Raw genomic sequence first — 16,191 nt, 5'->3', positions numbered from 1 at the left:
ATGACCGACCTGCCGACGAGACGCTCCCGTCGCCTCGCCGAGGCGGACCGCGCCCGTGCCGCCGAGCACGAGGCGCGGACCGCCGCGGCGGAACCGCCGACGGTCGCGATCGACCTCCGTGCGCCGGCACCGGTGCCCGAGATCGTGACCGGCCGGCGGCGTGACCGCGCGTCGAGCGGCAGCGCCGGCGGACCGGACGACCGCACGCGGGTGATGGGCATCCTCAACGTCACGCCGGACTCGTTCAGCGACGGCGGCCTGCACCTGGCGGTCGACGCCGCGATCGCGCACGCCCGCGACCTCGTGGGCGCCGGAGCGGACCTGGTCGACGTCGGCGGCGAGTCGACCCGACCCGGTGCCGACCGGGTGCCCGTGGCGGTCGAGCAGCAGCGCGTCCTGCCGGTCGTCCGGCAGCTCGTGTCCGAGGGCATCGCGGTGAGCGTCGACACCATGAACGCGTCGACCGCCGAGCGCGCGGTCGAGGCCGGCGCCGCGATCGTCAACGACGTCTCGGGCGGCCTCGCCGATGACGACATGGCGAGGGTCGTGCGCGACACCGGTGCCGGCTTCGTCGTGATGCACTGGCGTGGGCACAGCGACCGGATGCACCGGAACGCCGAGTACGCGCACGCGGTCGAGGAGGTCCGGCGCGAGGTCGAGCTCCGCGTCGCCGAACTGATCGTCCTCGGGGTCCGCGAGGAGCAGGTGGTCATCGACCCCGGCCTCGGCTTCGCCAAGCACGGCGCCCAGAACTGGGAGATCCTGGCCGGGTACGAGCGCTTCGCCTCGATCGGCCTGCCGGTGCTCGTCGCCGCCTCCCGCAAGCGGTTCCTCGACGGTGTCGGCAGCGCTGCCGGCGCACCGCCGCGCGACCGCGACCTCGCCACCGCCGCCATCAGCCTGCTCGCCGCCGAACGCGGCGCGTGGGGTGTGCGCGTGCACGACCCCGCACCGACCCGTGCGGTGCTCGACGTCTGGGATGCCTGGAGGGCAGCACGATCGTGAGGGACACCATCCGACTGACCGGGGTCCGTGCCCGGGGGAACCACGGCGTGTTCGACCACGAGCGCGCCGACGGCCAGGACTTCGTCGTCGACGTCGCGGTCGAGGTCGACGCCCGCGTGTCGTCGGGGTCAGACGACCTGGCCGACACCGTGCACTACGGGGTCGTCGCCGAGCAGGTCGTGGCCGAGATCGAGGGCGGGCCCGTCGACCTCATCGAGACCCTCGCCGAGCGCATCGCGTCCGCGGTCCTCACCCACCGGGCGGCGCTCGCGGTCGAGGTCACCGTGCACAAGCCCCAGGCGCCGATCACGGTGCCGTTCTCCGACGTCTCGATCACGATCCGCCGCACCCGCGGTGGATCGGTGTCCCACGAGGAAGAAGAGTGAGCCGGGCGGTCATCGCCCTCGGTGCGAACCTCGGGGACCGCGGGAGCACCCTGCGGGCCGCGGCGCAGGCGATCGCGGCCGTGCCGGGCATCCGGCCGGTGGCGTCGAGCCACGAGGTCGAGTCCGTCGCCCTGACGCTCGACGGGCTCGACGACAGCAAGCCCCGGTACCGCAACGGCGTCGTCGTGGTCGACACCGACCTGGCGCCGCACGACCTGCTCGACGCCCTGCACCGCATCGAGGACGACCACGGACGCACCCGCGAGGTCCGCTGGGGCGACCGCACCCTCGACCTCGACGTGATCGCCGTCGACGACCTGCTGATCGACACCGGGACGCTCACCGTCCCGCACCCGCGGGCGGGGGAACGGGCGTTCGTGCTCGCACCGTGGCTCGACGCCGACCCGGACGCGGTCCTGCCCGGCGCCGGACGCGTCGCGGACCTGCTCGACGGACTCGGCGACGACACCGAGCGCGTCGACGAGCCCCGGCTCTTCGACGCCGTGCCCGGGTCGGGGTCCGCCGCGTGAACCCCACCCGCGCCTCCACCCTGATCAGCGTCGCGGTCGTCGCCGTCGTCGCCGGGTTCGCGCTCGACGCCGTCCTGGCCTCGCGCCAGGCGCCCACCCTGCTGCTCTCGACGCCCCTCGGCGTGACGCTCGCGCTGATCGGCGTCGCGGTCGTCGCGATGGCTCGACCCGTGCGCCGCCACGCCCGCGACGGCGCGACCCGGCAGCACCCCGTCGACCCGCTCTACGCCACGCGCGTGGTCGTCCTGGCGAAGGCCTCGAGCCTGGCCGGTGCGCTCTTCGGGGCGTTCGCGGCCGGGCTGTTGCTGTACCTCCTGACCAGGTCGGCCCTGCCGCCGCTAGGCTCGGTCCTGCCGAACGCCGTCGCGGTCGGGGGCGGTCTCGTGCTCGTGGTGTGTGCGCTCGTCGCCGAGCGGATGTGCATGGCGCCGCCACCGGGCGACGACGACGACGACCTGCCGCGGGGTGGGACGACGGCGAACTGACCGACGACCGCAGGAGGCCGTGATGCCGCTGGAACGACTCGACGAGCCGGGCCTCGGCCTGACCGGGACCACGTGGACGCGGGTGTCGCCGAAGCTCGTCTGGACGGAGCTCGTCAGCACGATCGTGGTCGGGGTCGTCGTGACCGCCGGGTGCGTGCTCTTCGCGGCGCTCTTCGGCGGGTTCGGGGGCGCCGCCGGCACGGTGTGGAGCTGCGTCGCGATCGTGGTCGCCCTCGTCGCGCTGGTCACCGCCGTCCTGACGCCCCGTCGGGTCCGAGCGATCGGCTACGCCCTGCGCGACGACGACCTCGTGCTGCGCCGCGGGCTCATGTGGCAGCGCTTCACCGCGGTGCCGTACGGCCGCATGCAGCTCGTCGACGTGAACCGCGGACCGCTCGACCGGATCCTCGGGCTCAGCGAGCTGAAGTTCGTCACCGCGGCCGCCGCGACCAACGTGCGGATCCCGGGCATCCCCGCCGCCGACGCCGACGAGCTGCGCGACCGGCTCGTCGAGCTCGCCGAGTCCCGCCGCGCCGGGCTCTAGGGAGTCGTCGTGACGTTCCGACCCGGACCGCCGCCGCCCGCGCCCCCGCGGCGTGGCGATGCTGCCGCTGCCGCTCCGCTGACCGACGGCGAGTGGCACCGCCTGCACCCGCTGACGCCGCTGCTCAAGGGCGGCATCTTCCTCATCGTGATCCTCGGGTACGTGCTCAACAACCTGCGGGACCAGCTCCTCGAGTTCTTCGTCCCGGGCGGCGCACCGCAGGACGACGGCGACCCGGTCCGCTACGTCTGGGAGCACGGCGCCGTCGGCTGGGTGCTGCTCGGGGTGGTCGTGCTCCTGCTGGTGCTCTTGGGGCTCTTCACCGTGTCCTGGCGGATGCACGAGTTCCGCGTGACCGGCGACGTGGTCGAGGTCCGCTCGGGCGTGCTGTTCCGCAGCCACCGCAAGGCGCGGCTCGACCGGATCCAGGGCATCAACATCTCGCGGCCGGTGGTCCCGCGGATCTTCGGGACGGCGAAGCTCGAGATCGCCCAGGCCGGCAACGACGCCAACGTGCAGCTCGCGTACCTGGGTGCGCGGGCAGCCGACGACCTCCGGCAGCGCATCCTCGTGCTCGCCTCCGGCGCGCAGGACGACGAGGAGACGGCCCGTCGCGACTCGAACGGCGTGCTGCAGGACCGTGTCGGCGAGCTCTTCTCGCCGGAGCTCGACCCCGCCGCCGTGCACGCGACGCGCATCGTCAAGGTGCACCCCGGACGCCTGATCGCGTCGATGCTGCTCTCCGGCACGACGGTGTTCTTCGTCGTGGTGATCGTCGCGATGATCGTCAGCATCGCGATCACGGGTGAGTACGGCATCCTGATCGGTCTGTTCCCGGTGGTGATCGGTGCCGGCGGCTACACCGTCCGGAAGTTCTCGCGCTCGCTGCAGTACACGATCGCCGAGACCCGCGACGGCATCCGGATCGGCTTCGGTCTCGTCTCGACGTCGAACGAGACGCTGCCGCCTGGGCGCATCCACGCGGTGAGCGTCGCGCAGCCGCTGCTCTGGCGTCCGTTCGGCTGGTGGGACGTCCGCATCAACCGTGCGACGAACGCCGGCAACGGGGCGTCGAACAACCAGCAGGTGTCCTCGATCGTGCTGCCGGTCGGTCGCGCCGAGGACGTCCGCGAGGTCCTCGACATCATCCTGCCGGGGCTCGTCGGCACCGCGGTCGCCGGACCGACGGCGTCGCGCGAGGAGCTCCGCGAGGGCTCGTCCGAGGCGGTCAACGTCGTCGACGACAGCCTCACGACGACGGGGGACCGCGGCGGGTTCGTGCACTCCCCGCGTCGCGGCGCCTGGCTCCGCCCGTTCTCGTTCCGCCGCAACGGCTACCGCTTCGTGCAGGGCGCGGTGCTGCTCCGTCTCGGAGCCGTCTGGCGCTCGCTCGTGATCGTGCCGCTTCCGCGCGTGCAGAGCGTCAAGGTCGAGCAGGGGCCGCTCGAGCGGGTGCTCCGGCTCGCGACCGCACACGTCCACACCGTGTCCGGTCCCGTCTCGGCGCGGATCGGCGCGCTGGACGCGCTCGACGCCCAGCGCCTCTGGTCGGAGAGCGCGCACCGCGCCGTCGAGGCCGCGGCGGTCGACACCACGCACCGCTGGCGCGCCCGGGAGGCCCGCCGCACCCCTGCCACGCACGCCCCGGACGGACAGGTGGTGGCGACCGCCGCCGACGCAGCTCCCACGGGAACGTGGCGGGCCGACGGGGGGACGCAGGCCGTGCCTCCCGGCCGCTGGTCCGACGTGCCGCCGCCCGGAGCGCTCCGGTGAGGGCCGGACGACTCGGCGTCGGCATCGTCGGCGCGGGCCGGGTCGGACCGGTGCTCGGGGCGGCCCTGGCGAACGCCGAGCACGCCGTCGTCGGTGTGACGGCCGTCTCCGACGCGGGCCGCGACCGCGCCGAGGCGATGCTCCCCGGTGCCCCCGTCCTCGCGACCCCCGACCTGGTCGAGCGCAGCGAGCTCGTGCTGCTCGCCGTCCCGGACGACCAGCTCGCCGGACTCGTGCAGGGCCTGGCGGACGCCGGGATCTGGCAGCCGGGCCAGCTCGTCGTGCACACCAGTCCGGACCACGGTGTCGACGTCCTGCGGCCCGCCCTGTCGGCCGGCGCGATCCCGCTCGCGATCCACCCAGCGATGGCGTTCACCGGCACGAGTGTCGACCTCGCCCGGCTCCGGGACGCCCACTGCGCGGTGACCGCCCCGGCGCCCGTGCTGCCGATCGCCCAGGCGCTCGTGGTCGAGATGGGTGCGGAGCCGTTCGTCGTGTCCGAGCAGGACCGGCCGGCGTACGCGGATGCCGTGCGCGCCGCGGTGTCGTTCTCGACCGCGATCGTGGACCAGTCCGCCGGGACGCTGTCCGGCATCGGCGTCGAGCGCCCCGGACTCGTGCTCGGCGCCCTCGTGCGCTCGGCCGTCGACAACGCGCTCGCCGCGGCCGACGGTCGGGCGGACCACTAGCGCCCGCTCCCGGCCGACACCGGGCGGGCCCTGCACGCCGCTGGTCGGAACGGGGACGGGCGGGAGCGGAGCGGCCGGTACCATCGGTGCATCCCCACGACCCCATCGGAGCCGCACAGCATGACCGACGAGACCGCATCCGCCACCGAGCCCTCGGGCGACGGCCCCTCCGCCGAGGAGCTCGCCGCCGCCGAGACCAGCGAACAGCGACAGGTGCGGCTCGACAAGCGGGCGAAGCTGCTGGACGCCGGCATCGAGGCGTACCCGGCCGAGCTGCCGATCACCACGACGATCCCCGCCGTCCGCGAGCAGTACGCGCACCTCGAGACGGGCGAGGAGACGCAGGACGTCGTCGGGCTCGCCGGGCGCATCGTGTTCTCCCGCAACACCGGCAAGCTCTGCTTCGCGACGCTGCAGTCCGGTGACGGCGCCCGCGTGCAGGCGATGGTCTCGCTGGCCGAGGTCGGCGACGAGTCCCTGGCCCGCTGGAAGGAGTTCGTCGACCTCGGCGACCACGTCTTCGTGCACGGCCGTGTGATCTCCTCGCGTCGTGGCGAGCTGAGCATCATGGTCGACGAGTGGGCGATCGCGGCGAAGGCGATCCTGCCGCTGCCGAACCTGCACAACGAACTGAACGAGGAGACCCGGGTCCGCCAGCGGTACCTCGACCTGATCGTCCGCGACCAGGCCCGCGAGACCGTCCGCGCCCGTGCTGCCGTGATGTCCTCGCTGCGACGGACCTTCACCGGGCACGACTACCTCGAGGTCGAGACCCCGATGCTGCAGACGCAGCACGGTGGCGCCTCGGCCCGACCCTTCGTCACGCACTCGAACGCCTTCGACACCGAGCTGTTCCTGCGCATCGCACCGGAGCTCTTCCTGAAGCGCGCCGTCGTCGGCGGGATCGACCGGGTCTTCGAGATCAACCGGAACTTCCGGAACGAGGGCGCCGACTCGTCGCACTCGCCCGAGTTCGCGATGGTCGAGGCGTACCAGGCGTACGGCAACTACGAGCAGATGGCCGACCTGACCCAGGAGCTCGTGCAGAACGCGGCGAAGGCCGTCACCGGCGGCTCCCTCGTCGTCACGCTCGCCGACGGCTCCGAGTACGACCTCGGCGGCGAGTGGGCCCGCATGGACATGTACGGCTCGCTGTCCGAGGCCGCCGGGCGGGAGATCACCCCGGAGACCCCGCTGTCCGAGCTGGTCGCGCTCGCCGAGGCCGAGGGTGTCGAGGTCGCGCACGCCACCCACGGCAAGTACGTCGAGGAGCTGTGGGAGCACTTCCACGGGGACGACCTGCACGCGCCGACCTTCGTGATGAACTTCCCGGTCGACACCTCGCCGCTCACCCGCGAGCACCGCACCCGCCCCGGCGTGGTCGAGAAGTGGGACCTGTACGTCCGCGGCTTCGAGCTCGCGACGGCGTACTCCGAGCTCGTCGACCCCGTCGTGCAGCGCGAGCGCTTCGTCGAGCAGGCGAAGCTCGCCGCCGGTGGTGACCCCGAGGCGATGCGCGTCGACGAGGACTTCCTGCGCGCACTCGAGCACGCCATGCCGCCGTCGGGTGGCATGGGCATGGGGATCGACCGCCTGCTCATGGCGATCACCGGCCTCGGCATCCGCGAGACGATCCTGTTCCCGCTGGTGAAGTAGGGACGCGACCGGAGACGGACGGGAGGCGCGGTGCCGGCTGGCACCGCGCCTCCCGTCCGTGCGGGCCCCGTCGCGGGCAGGTGGCGGTCACCGGGGCGAGGTACGATGCTCCGGTGCCAGATGGAGTCGTGACCGGGATCATCTTCGCCGTGACGCCGACCGTCGTCGTCGGCCTGATCTTCTGGTTCGTGATGCGCGCGATCATGCGGGCCGACCGCACCGAGCGGTCCGCGTACGCCAAGGTCGAGGCCGAGGAGCGAGCGCGCTTCGAGCGCGAGCACGGCCGTCCGGCCCCCGCGCCGAGCTCGGCGGAGTAGCCCTCCCCGGCAGTCCGTCACCACCCGTTCACCGACGGGTGCTGCAGTGACGTGGTGACCGCACGTCCCTCGCCGTCGTCGACCCCCTCGGACCCGGCTGATCTCGACCCCGAGGACGCCTTCGGGCACTCCGTCCTGCCCGACGCCGCACGTGACGCGGTCTGGCAGGACGATGACGACGACGACATCGACGTCTGAGCGCCCGGCGTCGGTCACCGACCGTTCACCCGGTCGTCGCCGGGCGGTCGTCCGCGCGGGTGAGCATCGTCCGCATGTCCATCACGCACGTCTTCACCGGCCGCAGCCTCGTCGGCGACATCGAGAGCGAGTACGACGAGTTCGACCTCGACGCCGACCTCGAGGTCGCCGAGCGACGGGACGGGTGGCTCGAACCCTCCTGGTGACACCGGGCCCCTGCGCTCTTCGGGGTACGGCACCCGGATCACGACGATCCGGAACGCCGTACCCCTTTTCCGTGTCCGCTCGGCGCAGCGGCGCGGGGTACACGCTTGCGATCGTCGATGAAACATCCCTGCAACACCGGAAACACGGCGGCATCCCCTTGTGCACGGGCATCCGGCGGGGCCATGCTGACATCAGGCCTGTACCCCGCGGGGGACAGTTCTGCGGGTGAAGCACGACGTTCCCTGGGAATCGATCCGATCGGTTTGTGGGGTACACCTCGGGACCGCTTTACTCGTCAACACCCCCCACCGAGGCCATCACCGTCGAACCGCAGGGAGAGTCACCATGACGATCGCGACCGCAGCACCGAAGACGACGACCACTGGCACCACCGCGCGCCGCAGCAAGAAGGCAGCAGCCGCGAAGACCGCCGTCACCGCGGTGGAGACCACCACGCTCGACGCCGTCGAGGTCGAGGCCGACGAGCAGCTCGCGGGTGTCCGCGGCGCCTCGGTCGACCAGGTCGGCGACTACCTGCGCCACATCGGGCGCCTCTCGCTCCTGACCGCCGAGGAAGAGGCGGACATCGCCCGCCGCATCGAGGTCGGTCTGTTCGCCGAGGAGAAGCTCGCCACCGAGGCCGGCATCGACAAGACGCTGCAGCGCGAGCTGCGCTGGCTCGTCCGCGACGGTGAGCGCGCCAAGGAGCGCATGATCACCTCGAACCTCCGACTCGTCGTGAGCATCGCGAAGCGGTACTCGCAGCGCGGTCTGCCGTTCATGGACGTCATCCAGGAGGGCAACCTCGGTCTGGTCCGCGCGGTCGAGAAGTTCGACTTCACGCAGGGCTACAAGTTCTCGACCTACGCCACCTGGTGGATCCGCCAGGCGATCTCGCGTGGTCTCGCCGACAAGGCGCGCACCATCCGCATCCCGGTGCACACCGTCGAGCTCATCAACAAGATCTCGCGCACCGAGCGTGACCTGACCGTCGACCTCGGCCGTGCGCCGATGCCCGACGAGGTCGCCGCCGAGCTCAGCATGACCACCGAGGAGCTCCTCGACCTCAAGGGCCGCTCGCACGAGCCGGTGTCGATCCACACCGTCGTCGGTGACTCCGACGACAGCGAGCTCGGCGACTTCATCGAGGACGAGGACGCCGCGAGCCCGAACGAGCTGACCGAGACGACGCTCCTGCACCGCGACATCCGGTCGATCGTCTCCGAGCTGCCGACCGACGAGGCCAACGTCATCCGCATGCGCTACGGCCTGGACGACGACAAGCCGATGACGCTCGACGAGATCTCGAAGATCGTGCACACCACGCGCCAGGCGGTCAGCCGCGTCGAGTCGCGTGCCAAGCTGCGCCTGTTCGCGAAGGCCGTGAGCCAGGACATGCAGCTGTACCTGACCGACTGAGGTCAGCAGGCTTCGGCCGGCGCGTGAGCGTCGGCACGGGGAACCGGGTCGTCCTGTGGGAAGGCGGGCCGGTGGGGTGATGGGACGGCCCGTCCAGGCACTGCCTGGGCGGGCCACTTCGCTGTCCGGGGCGCTGCGGTCCCGCCCTGTCATTGCCTGGGCCGCTAGTCCTCGATCTCGCGGCCGATCTTCTGGCGCAGGTCCTGCGGGATGAGCTCGATGAGCTGGTCCGGGCGGACCGGCAGGTCGAGCAGGCTGAGCTTCACCCGGCCGGTGCGTCCGTGCCGCTCGGCGTCCAGGCGCACCACGCTGCCGGCGTCCTTCCGCAGTCGGATGTCGATCTGCGCGCCGGTGGCGACCTCGCCCACGACGAGGCCGTCGACCTCGAGGGCCGCGCTCCGGGTCCCCTCGGCGATGTCGAAGCGGTAGCGCTCCCGTGCCGCCAGGACGACGGCGCGGTCGATGCCCGCCATCGGGGCGACCGGCGTCACCACGGAGCCGGAGAGCGCCGGGGAGAGCACGGGGCCGCCGGCCGCGTAGTTGTACGCGGTGGACCCAGCGGGGGTCGCGGCGACGATGGCGTCCGCACGGTAGTACCCGTAGCCGAGCCCGTTCACGCTGAGGTCGGCGGACACCTGCCCGGCTCCCGGCCGTCGCACGATCGTCAGGTCGTTGAACGCCAGGTAGTCCGTCCGCGCGCCACCCCACGACAGCCGGGCCTCGAGTGCGTGGTGCGGTTCGAGCTGGTACTCGCCGGCGGACAACCGGTCGAGGGCGGCCTCGAGCTCGGGCGGCTCGATCTCGACCAGGAAGCCGACGTTGCCGTAGTTCACGCCGAGCACGGGCACCGGACGCTTCGCCACGAGCCGCATCGCACCGAGCATCGTGCCGTCCCCACCGAGCGCGACGACGAGGTCGACCTGGTCGGTGAAGTCGTCGTCGCCGATCACCTCGACGTCGCCGCCGATGCGCTGGGCGTCCGCCCGCCGGGCGACGAGCCGACCCAGTCCGGAGGCGTTCCACCCCTGCAGGGTCGCGATCGACTCCTGCACGTTCTTGGTGGGGTGGACGACGAGTCCGACGACGGGCTGCTCCATGCCCAGATCGTAACCGTCCGGGCCTGGTCGACGGCAGGTGCGGAGGTCGCGGGCCACCGGGCGAAGAGAGGTCACGCCCACGGCGAACAGGGGCAGCCCTGCGGGGGTCCGCTGGTTAGTCTCGATGTACGTCACCGAGCTCCCACGAGCCCGGCAAGGGAGAGCACATGTTCGAGAGATTCACCGACCGAGCCCGTCGTGTTGTCGTCCTCGCTCAAGAAGAAGCGAAGATGCTCAACCACAACTACATCGGCACCGAGCACATCCTCCTCGGCCTCATCCACGAGGGCGAGGGCGTCGCCGCCAAGGCGCTGGAGTCGCTCGGCATCTCGCTCGATGCCGTCCGCGAGCAGGTCCAGGACATCATCGGGCAGGGCCAGCAGCAGCCGACCGGGCACATCCCGTTCACGCCGCGCGCCAAGAAGGTGCTCGAGCTGTCCCTGCGCGAGGCGCTGCAGCTCGGCCACAACTACATCGGGACCGAGCACATCCTGCTCGGCCTCATCCGCGAGGGCGAGGGCGTCGCCGCCCAGGTCCTCGTCAAGCTCGGTGCGGACCTGAACCGCGTCCGTCAGCAGGTCATCCAGCTCCTGTCCGGGTACCAGGGCAAGGAAGCGGTCGCCGTCGGCGGCGAGCAGCAGCAGAACGCCCAGCAGGGTTCGCAGGTCCTCGACCAGTTCGGTCGGAACCTCACCCAGGCGGCGCGCGACGGCAAGCTCGACCCCGTCATCGGGCGCGAGAAGGAGATGGAGCGGGTCATGCAGATCCTCTCCCGCCGCTCCAAGAACAACCCCGTCCTGATCGGTGAGCCGGGCGTCGGCAAGACCGCGGTCGTCGAGGGCCTCGCCCAGGCGATCGTCAAGGGTGACGTCCCGGAGACGCTGAAGGACAAGCAGCTCTACTCGCTCGACCTCGGGTCGCTCATCGCCGGGTCCCGCTACCGCGGTGACTTCGAGGAGCGCCTCAAGAAGGTCACGAAGGAGATCCGCACCCGCGGCGACATCATCGTCTTCATCGACGAGATCCACACGCTCGTCGGTGCCGGTGCTGCCGAGGGCGCGATCGACGCCGCGTCGATCCTCAAGCCGCTCCTCGCCCGCGGTGAGCTGCAGACGGTCGGTGCGACCACGCTCGACGAGTACCGCAAGCACTTCGAGAAGGACGCCGCACTCGAGCGTCGCTTCCAGCCGGTGCAGGTCAACGAGCCGTCGCTGCCGCACGCGATCAACATCCTCAAGGGCCTCCGCGACAAGTACGAGGCGTTCCACAAGGTGTCCATCACCGACGGCGCGATCGTCGCCGCGGCGAACCTGGCGGACCGCTACGTGCAGGACCGCTTCCTGCCGGACAAGGCCATCGACCTGATCGACGAGGCCGGCGCACGCCTCCGCCTGTCGATCCTGTCGGCGCCGCCGGAGCTCCGCGAGTTCGACGAGAAGATCTCGACGGTCCGCGGACAGAAGGAAGCCGCGATCGAGGAGCAGGACTTCGAGAAGGCCGCGAGCCTGCGCGACGAGGAGAAGAAGCTCCTCGGCGAGCGTCTCCGCCTCGAGAAGCAGTGGCGTGCGGGTGACGTCGCCGCGTCCGGCACCGTCGACGAGGGCATCATCGCCGAGGTCCTGGCGCAGGCCACGGGCATCCCGGTGTTCAAGCTCACGGAGGAGGAGACCTCGCGTCTCGTCTTCATGGAGAAGGCCCTGCACGAGCGCGTCATCGGTCAGGAGGAGGCCATCTCGGCCCTCTCGAAGACGATCCGTCGTACCCGTGCCGGTCTGAAGGACCCGAACCGGCCCTCGGGCTCGTTCATCTTCGCCGGCCCCACGGGCGTCGGGAAGACCGAGCTCGCCAAGGCGCTCGCCGAGTTCCTGTTCGACGACGAGGGCGCGCTGATCTCCCTCGACATGTCGGAGTTCGGTGAGAAGCACACGGTCTCGCGACTGTTCGGTGCCCCTCCCGGGTTCGTCGGCTTCGAGGAGGGCGGCCAGCTCACCGAGAAGGTGCGCCGCAAGCCGTTCTCCGTGGTCCTGTTCGACGAGATCGAGAAGGCCCACCCGGACATCTTCAACTCGCTGCTGCAGGTCCTCGAAGAGGGTCGTCTGACCGATGGTCAGGGCCGCGTGGTCGACTTCAAGAACACCGTCATCATCATGACCACGAACCTCGGTTCGCAGGGCATCGCGGGTGGCCCGGTGGGCTTCCAGGTCGAGGGTGACTCGGCCGTCGGCTACGACCGCATGCGCTCGAAGGTGAACGAGGAGCTCAAGAAGCACTTCAAGCCCGAGTTCCTCAACCGTGTCGACGACACGATCGTGTTCCCGCAGCTCTCGCAGTCCGAGCTGCTGCAGATCGTGGACCTCTTCGTGAAGCGCCTGGCGGACCGCCTGCTGGATCGCGACATGACGGTGGAGCTGACGCTCGCCGCCAAGGAGCAGCTCATCAAGGTCGGCTTCGACCCGGCACTCGGTGCCCGTCCGCTGCGTCGCGCGATGCAGCACGAGGTCGAGGACCAGCTGTCCGAGCACATCCTGCAGGGTGAGCTGAACGCGGGCGACCACGTGAAGGTCGACTTCGTGGACGGGAAGTTCGACTTCGAGACCGGGCGTCAGCCGGGTCGCGAGGAGGTCCTCGCCGGGGCTCCCGCGGTCGAGTCCGCGGAGACCCCGCAGGGCGAGATCGAGTCCTAGGACCGGTTCCACTCGGACGGGAGGCGCGGTGCCGGCTGGCACCGCGCCTCCCGTCCGTTCGTGGTCGCGGATCCGTGTGCGGGTTCCGGCGTGCGCTGCGGACGCGACCCCCGGGCGGGGGGTACCGTTGTTCGTGCGAGGGTTCCCCCCAACACCTCGCGACCGACGTCCGGCTGGTTCCCCCAACAGGTCGGACGTCAGTGGCCCCGGTCTCCCCCCGACCGGGGCCACTTCTCGTTCCGGTGAGTGTCCGTCAGCCGAGCGTCGCGGCGAACTCCCTGACGGCGCGCTCCCAGCGCTCCGGGTCCTCGTTCCACTCGAGCGTGTGCCGGGCGTGCGCGAAGGTCTCGACCCGGGCACCGCGGGCGCGGTGCGTCTCGACGTCGGCCGCTGCCACGAGGGCATCGGCCGTCGAGTGCAGCAGGAGGGTCGGCGTGCGGTCGTCCTGCCAGCGGGTGACCGTGAGGGGGTAGGGCACCCCGGCGAGGCGGCTGAGACCCGGTGTGGTCGCGATCCGTCCCGCGACCACACCGACGGCCGCCGGGAAGCGCGCGGTCGTCACGGTGCCGCGCAGGGCCGACCGGACGTCGAGGAGCGGTGCGACCCCGACGATGCCGTCGACCGGCGTGCGTGCCGCCGCGGCGGAGGCGGCGAGGGCGCCGGCGGACCAACCCTGCAGCACCACCCGTTCGGCGCCGCGGGCACGCGCGGCGTGCGCGGCGGCGGCGACGCGATCGACCGCGGCGGGATCGAGGGAGCGCAGCGGCAGGTCGGACGTGTCGACCACCTGGTTGGAGGCGCCGAGCTCCCGCCAGACGCGCAGGCCACGCAGGACCTGCTGCGGGCCGAGCGACTGCCCGTGCACGTGGACGACGTGGGTGCGCCCGACGACGCCGTCCGGTTCGGTGCCCGGGACGGACCGCTCGTCGGCGTACACCAGCTCGGACTCCGGGGGCACGAACGGTGCGGGGCGGAGGAGCCGGCGTGCGGCGGCGGCCCCGAGGGCGACGCTGCCGGCGGTGGCGATCACGGTGCCGGTGACGGCGGTGCGGACGAGCTGCATGGTGTCCACCCTGCCAGGGCGACGTGTGCGTGCGGTCCCCTCCACAGCGGAACGGGAGGCGCGGTGCCAGCCGGCACCGCGCCTCCCGTCCGTCGTGCTGCGGGTCCTAGGCCTGCACGTCGCCGCGCCAGCCCGGCTCGGTCGGGGCGTTCTCGACGCGCTCCTTGTAGTTCTGCAGGTCCTTCTTGACCGCGTGGCCGCCGACACCGACGGCGGAGCCGAGCTTCTCGAGGAAGCCCGACGGCTCCCAGTCGATCTGCGCGGTGACGCGGGTCTCGTTGTCGGACAGTTTGTGGAACGTGACGACGCCCGCGTGGTCGGTGTCGCCGTCCTTGACGGTCCACGCGACGCGCTCGTCCGGGTGCTGCTCGGTGATGACGGCGCGGAACTCGCGCTCCTGACCGGCGACCTTGACGGTCCAGTCGGTGGTCTTGTCGTCGACCTGGACGATCTTCTCGACCTCGTCGAGGAAGTGGGGGAACTCCTCGAACCGGGTCCACTGGTCGTAGGCCTGGCGGACGGGGACGTTGACGTCGACGGTCTCGATGATCTGGGGCATGGTCGCTCCTTCGTTTCGTCGTGCTCTTCGGGTTCGTGACCGACGCTATGCCGGTCCGGCTGGAGGGTCCCCAGGGCAGTGTCCCCCTGCTGCGCCGTATGCTCGACGGGATGAGTGGCAACGGGAAGCACGCGTTCGACGAACGGGACGAGCACGGCATCCGGGTGCGCCCGGCCCTGGCCTCGGACGTGCCGCACATCCAGCGGCTCATCGCTCCGTACGTCGACCGGCGCATCCTGCTCGGCAAGGAGAACGTCGCGCTCTACGGCTCGATCCAGCAGTTCCGGATCGCCGAGGGGCCGGACGGCACGCCGATCGGCTGCGGTGCCCTCGCCGTGTTCTGGGACGACATCGCCGAGGTCCGCACGCTCGCGCTCGACGCCGACTGGATCCACAAGCGGGTCGGCCACCGGATGCTCGAGGCGCTCGAGCACGACGCCCGGGAGCTCGGCGTCGCCCGCATCTTCTGCCTGACGTTCGAGGTCGAGTTCTTCGCGAAGCACGGGTACCTGGAGATCGGCGAGCAGGTCGTGTCGCCGGACGTGTACGCCGAGCTCGTGCGCTCGTCGGACGAGGGGGTCGCGGAGTTCCTCGACCTCGCCCGGGTGAAGCCGAACACGCTCGGCAACACCCGCATGTTGAAGATCCTCTGACCGGGATCCGCTGACCGGGATCCTTCGGTTGGTCGGGGGCCACTGATCGGCGATCCGCTGCCTGTGGATTGCTGACGCGTTCGGTGACGCATCGGCGTCGCGTCGCTGCGGAGAGACCCGTTCGCCCTACCCTGTGCGCATGTCGTCGTTCCGTCACCCTGTCGGACCCGAGTCGTCCGGTGTCTACTGGCGTCGTCGCGCGCTCGTCGCCGGCGTGCTGCTGCTCGTCGTCGTGGTGGTCGTGCTGATCGTGGTCGGGCGGGGGAGTGGGGCCTCGTCCGCGTCGGCGCCGGGGGCCTCGCCGTCGGCTGGCGATGGGGCCTCGCTCGCCCCGTCCGCGTCCGGGGATCCGACCGCTCCGGCCGGCGCCGGGGCGTCACCCGCCCCGTCGGCGTCCGCCACGGCACCCGCTTCGGCCTCCGGTGACGCCACGACGTGCTCCGAGGACCAGATCGAGCTCACGCCGGTCGTCGACAAGGGCACCTACGGGCCGACCGAGGACCCGCAGATCGCGATGTCGATCACGAACACCGGCTCCGACTCGTGCCACATGGACCTCGGCTCGGCGCAGCAGGTCCTGACGATCAGCTCTGGGCAGGAGCAGTACTGGTCGTCGAAGGACTGCCAGACGGGCGGGACGAACCAGGACGTCACGATCAAGGCGGGGCAGGAACTCACCACGCCGGCGATCGCCTGGGACCGCACGCGCTCGTCGACGACCACGTGCGACGGTGCTCGGCCGTCGGTGCCCGGTGGCGGGGCGAGCTACCACCTGCAGGTGTCGGTGGGGGACCTGGAGTCGAAGGAGTCGGCGCAGTTCGTGCTGAACTGACGCGGCCCTGGGACGATCCACCCTGCGGCGCGCCCGGCACGTCATCCGAGTGACGCACTCCGTGCCGGGAGCTGTCCACGCTGCGTCATGCTGA

At 71.5% G+C, this 16,191-nt stretch carries 18 protein-coding genes; 15 read left to right on the top strand and 3 right to left on the bottom strand.

Annotated elements, in window-relative coordinates:
• The 12 genes from folP (at nt 1) to JOD95_RS08700 (ending at nt 9,209) form a co-directional block, all read left to right on the top strand.
• Nucleotides 1-1,005: a dihydropteroate synthase gene (gene folP / locus JOD95_RS08750; protein WP_245172026.1), complete on the top strand. Its 1,005-nt coding sequence runs from the start codon at nt 1-3 to the stop codon at nt 1,003-1,005.
• The gene (gene folB / locus JOD95_RS08745; protein ID WP_066651406.1) at nt 1,002-1,391 is read left to right on the top strand and encodes a dihydroneopterin aldolase; all 390 of its coding nucleotides are present in this window, start codon (nt 1,002-1,004) and stop codon (nt 1,389-1,391) included. Before folP ends, folB begins: the two co-directional genes overlap by 4 nt.
• A complete protein-coding gene (gene folK / locus JOD95_RS08740) occupies nt 1,388-1,921 on the top strand; it encodes a 2-amino-4-hydroxy-6-hydroxymethyldihydropteridine diphosphokinase (RefSeq protein ID WP_271826627.1) in 534 nt (177 codons plus the stop codon). Before folB ends, folK begins: the two co-directional genes overlap by 4 nt.
• Nucleotides 1,918-2,406 carry a DUF3180 domain-containing protein gene (locus JOD95_RS08735; protein WP_066651410.1) on the top strand — a complete coding sequence of 163 codons (489 nt, stop codon included), beginning with the start codon at nt 1,918-1,920 and terminating at the stop codon, nt 2,404-2,406. The genes folK and JOD95_RS08735 overlap by 4 nt, the downstream gene beginning before the upstream one ends.
• Before the next feature lie 22 nt (nt 2,407-2,428).
• Nucleotides 2,429-2,950 carry a PH domain-containing protein gene (locus tag JOD95_RS08730; RefSeq protein ID WP_209684606.1) on the top strand — a complete coding sequence of 174 codons (522 nt, stop codon included), beginning with the start codon at nt 2,429-2,431 and terminating at the stop codon, nt 2,948-2,950.
• A gap of 9 nt (nt 2,951-2,959) precedes the next feature.
• Nucleotides 2,960-4,723, top strand: coding sequence for a PH domain-containing protein (locus JOD95_RS08725; protein ID WP_081984531.1), 1,764 nt, complete (start codon nt 2,960-2,962; stop codon nt 4,721-4,723).
• Complete coding sequence (locus JOD95_RS08720; protein WP_235426412.1) at nt 4,720-5,412, top strand: Rossmann-like and DUF2520 domain-containing protein; 693 nt, start codon at nt 4,720-4,722, stop codon at nt 5,410-5,412. The genes JOD95_RS08725 and JOD95_RS08720 overlap by 4 nt, the downstream gene beginning before the upstream one ends.
• 120 nt (nt 5,413-5,532) lie before the next feature.
• Nucleotides 5,533-7,068: a lysine--tRNA ligase gene (lysS, locus tag JOD95_RS08715; RefSeq protein ID WP_209684604.1), complete on the top strand. Its 1,536-nt coding sequence runs from the start codon at nt 5,533-5,535 to the stop codon at nt 7,066-7,068.
• Between the two features lie 113 nt (nt 7,069-7,181).
• Nucleotides 7,182-7,385 (top strand): hypothetical protein, encoded by a 204-nt coding sequence (locus JOD95_RS08710; protein ID WP_066651415.1) that lies wholly within the window; start codon nt 7,182-7,184, stop codon nt 7,383-7,385.
• Between the two features lie 54 nt (nt 7,386-7,439).
• Nucleotides 7,440-7,583 carry a hypothetical protein gene (locus tag JOD95_RS08705; protein ID WP_209684602.1) on the top strand — a complete coding sequence of 48 codons (144 nt, stop codon included), beginning with the start codon at nt 7,440-7,442 and terminating at the stop codon, nt 7,581-7,583.
• 74 nt (nt 7,584-7,657) lie between these two features.
• Nucleotides 7,658-7,789 (top strand): hypothetical protein, encoded by a 132-nt coding sequence (locus tag JOD95_RS16690; RefSeq protein WP_268746767.1) that lies wholly within the window; start codon nt 7,658-7,660, stop codon nt 7,787-7,789.
• A 346-nt stretch (nt 7,790-8,135) separates the two neighbouring features.
• Nucleotides 8,136-9,209: a sigma-70 family RNA polymerase sigma factor gene (locus tag JOD95_RS08700; protein WP_209684601.1), complete on the top strand. Its 1,074-nt coding sequence runs from the start codon at nt 8,136-8,138 to the stop codon at nt 9,207-9,209.
• Between the two features lie 164 nt (nt 9,210-9,373).
• On the opposite strand, the gene JOD95_RS08695 is transcribed toward JOD95_RS08700, so the two are convergent.
• Nucleotides 9,374-10,306, bottom strand: a complete 933-nt coding sequence (locus JOD95_RS08695; RefSeq protein WP_209684600.1) for an NAD(+)/NADH kinase — start codon at nt 10,304-10,306, stop codon at nt 9,374-9,376.
• Nucleotides 10,307-10,473: 167 nt separating this feature from the next.
• On the opposite strand from JOD95_RS08695, the gene JOD95_RS08690 reads away from it, so the two are divergent.
• Entirely contained in the window at nt 10,474-12,990 is a 2,517-nt protein-coding gene (locus JOD95_RS08690) for an ATP-dependent Clp protease ATP-binding subunit (protein WP_066651428.1), read from the top strand.
• A gap of 253 nt (nt 12,991-13,243) precedes the next feature.
• Here JOD95_RS08690 and JOD95_RS08685 read toward each other — a convergent pair whose 3' ends face one another.
• Together JOD95_RS08685 and JOD95_RS08680 are read right to left on the bottom strand one after the other, a co-directional pair.
• A complete protein-coding gene (locus JOD95_RS08685) occupies nt 13,244-14,053 on the bottom strand; it encodes a hypothetical protein (protein WP_144411189.1) in 810 nt (269 codons plus the stop codon).
• A 106-nt stretch (nt 14,054-14,159) separates the two neighbouring features.
• Entirely contained in the window at nt 14,160-14,612 is a 453-nt protein-coding gene (locus JOD95_RS08680; RefSeq protein ID WP_066651432.1) for an SRPBCC family protein, read from the bottom strand.
• 110 nt (nt 14,613-14,722) lie between these two features.
• Here JOD95_RS08680 and JOD95_RS08675 point away from each other — a divergent pair, with 110 nt between their 5' ends.
• Nucleotides 14,723-15,265, top strand: a complete 543-nt coding sequence (locus JOD95_RS08675) for an amino-acid N-acetyltransferase (RefSeq protein ID WP_209684599.1) — start codon at nt 14,723-14,725, stop codon at nt 15,263-15,265.
• Between the two features lie 139 nt (nt 15,266-15,404).
• Nucleotides 15,405-16,097 carry a hypothetical protein gene (locus JOD95_RS08670; RefSeq protein WP_209684598.1) on the top strand — a complete coding sequence of 231 codons (693 nt, stop codon included), beginning with the start codon at nt 15,405-15,407 and terminating at the stop codon, nt 16,095-16,097.
• Nucleotides 16,098-16,191: the final 94 nt, after the last annotated feature.

The sequence above is a fragment of the Curtobacterium sp. 1310 genome, from assembly GCF_017834105.1.
GTDB lineage: Bacteria > Actinomycetota > Actinomycetes > Actinomycetales > Microbacteriaceae > Curtobacterium.
Note: the sequence above shows the minus strand (reverse complement) of the source record. Positions and strands in the feature narration are given on the sequence as shown.

Excerpts from the sequence above, each read along its gene's own strand:
- folP (WP_245172026.1), top strand. The coding sequence starts at position 1 with ATGACCGACCTGCCGACGAGACGCTCCCGTCGCCTCGCCGAGGCGGAC.
- JOD95_RS08730 (WP_209684606.1), top strand. The coding sequence starts at position 2,429 with ATGCCGCTGGAACGACTCGACGAGCCGGGCCTCGGCCTGACCGGGACC.
- lysS (WP_209684604.1), top strand. The coding sequence starts at position 5,533 with ATGACCGACGAGACCGCATCCGCCACCGAGCCCTCGGGCGACGGCCCC.
- JOD95_RS16690 (WP_268746767.1), top strand. The coding sequence starts at position 7,658 with ATGTCCATCACGCACGTCTTCACCGGCCGCAGCCTCGTCGGCGACATC.
- JOD95_RS08700 (WP_209684601.1), top strand. The coding sequence starts at position 8,136 with ATGACGATCGCGACCGCAGCACCGAAGACGACGACCACTGGCACCACC.
- JOD95_RS08695 (WP_209684600.1), bottom strand. The coding sequence starts at position 10,306 with ATGGAGCAGCCCGTCGTCGGACTCGTCGTCCACCCCACCAAGAACGTG.
- JOD95_RS08690 (WP_066651428.1), top strand. The coding sequence starts at position 10,474 with ATGTTCGAGAGATTCACCGACCGAGCCCGTCGTGTTGTCGTCCTCGCT.
- JOD95_RS08685 (WP_144411189.1), bottom strand. The coding sequence starts at position 14,053 with ATGCAGCTCGTCCGCACCGCCGTCACCGGCACCGTGATCGCCACCGCC.
- JOD95_RS08680 (WP_066651432.1), bottom strand. The coding sequence starts at position 14,612 with ATGCCCCAGATCATCGAGACCGTCGACGTCAACGTCCCCGTCCGCCAG.
- JOD95_RS08675 (WP_209684599.1), top strand. The coding sequence starts at position 14,723 with ATGAGTGGCAACGGGAAGCACGCGTTCGACGAACGGGACGAGCACGGC.
- JOD95_RS08670 (WP_209684598.1), top strand. The coding sequence starts at position 15,405 with ATGTCGTCGTTCCGTCACCCTGTCGGACCCGAGTCGTCCGGTGTCTAC.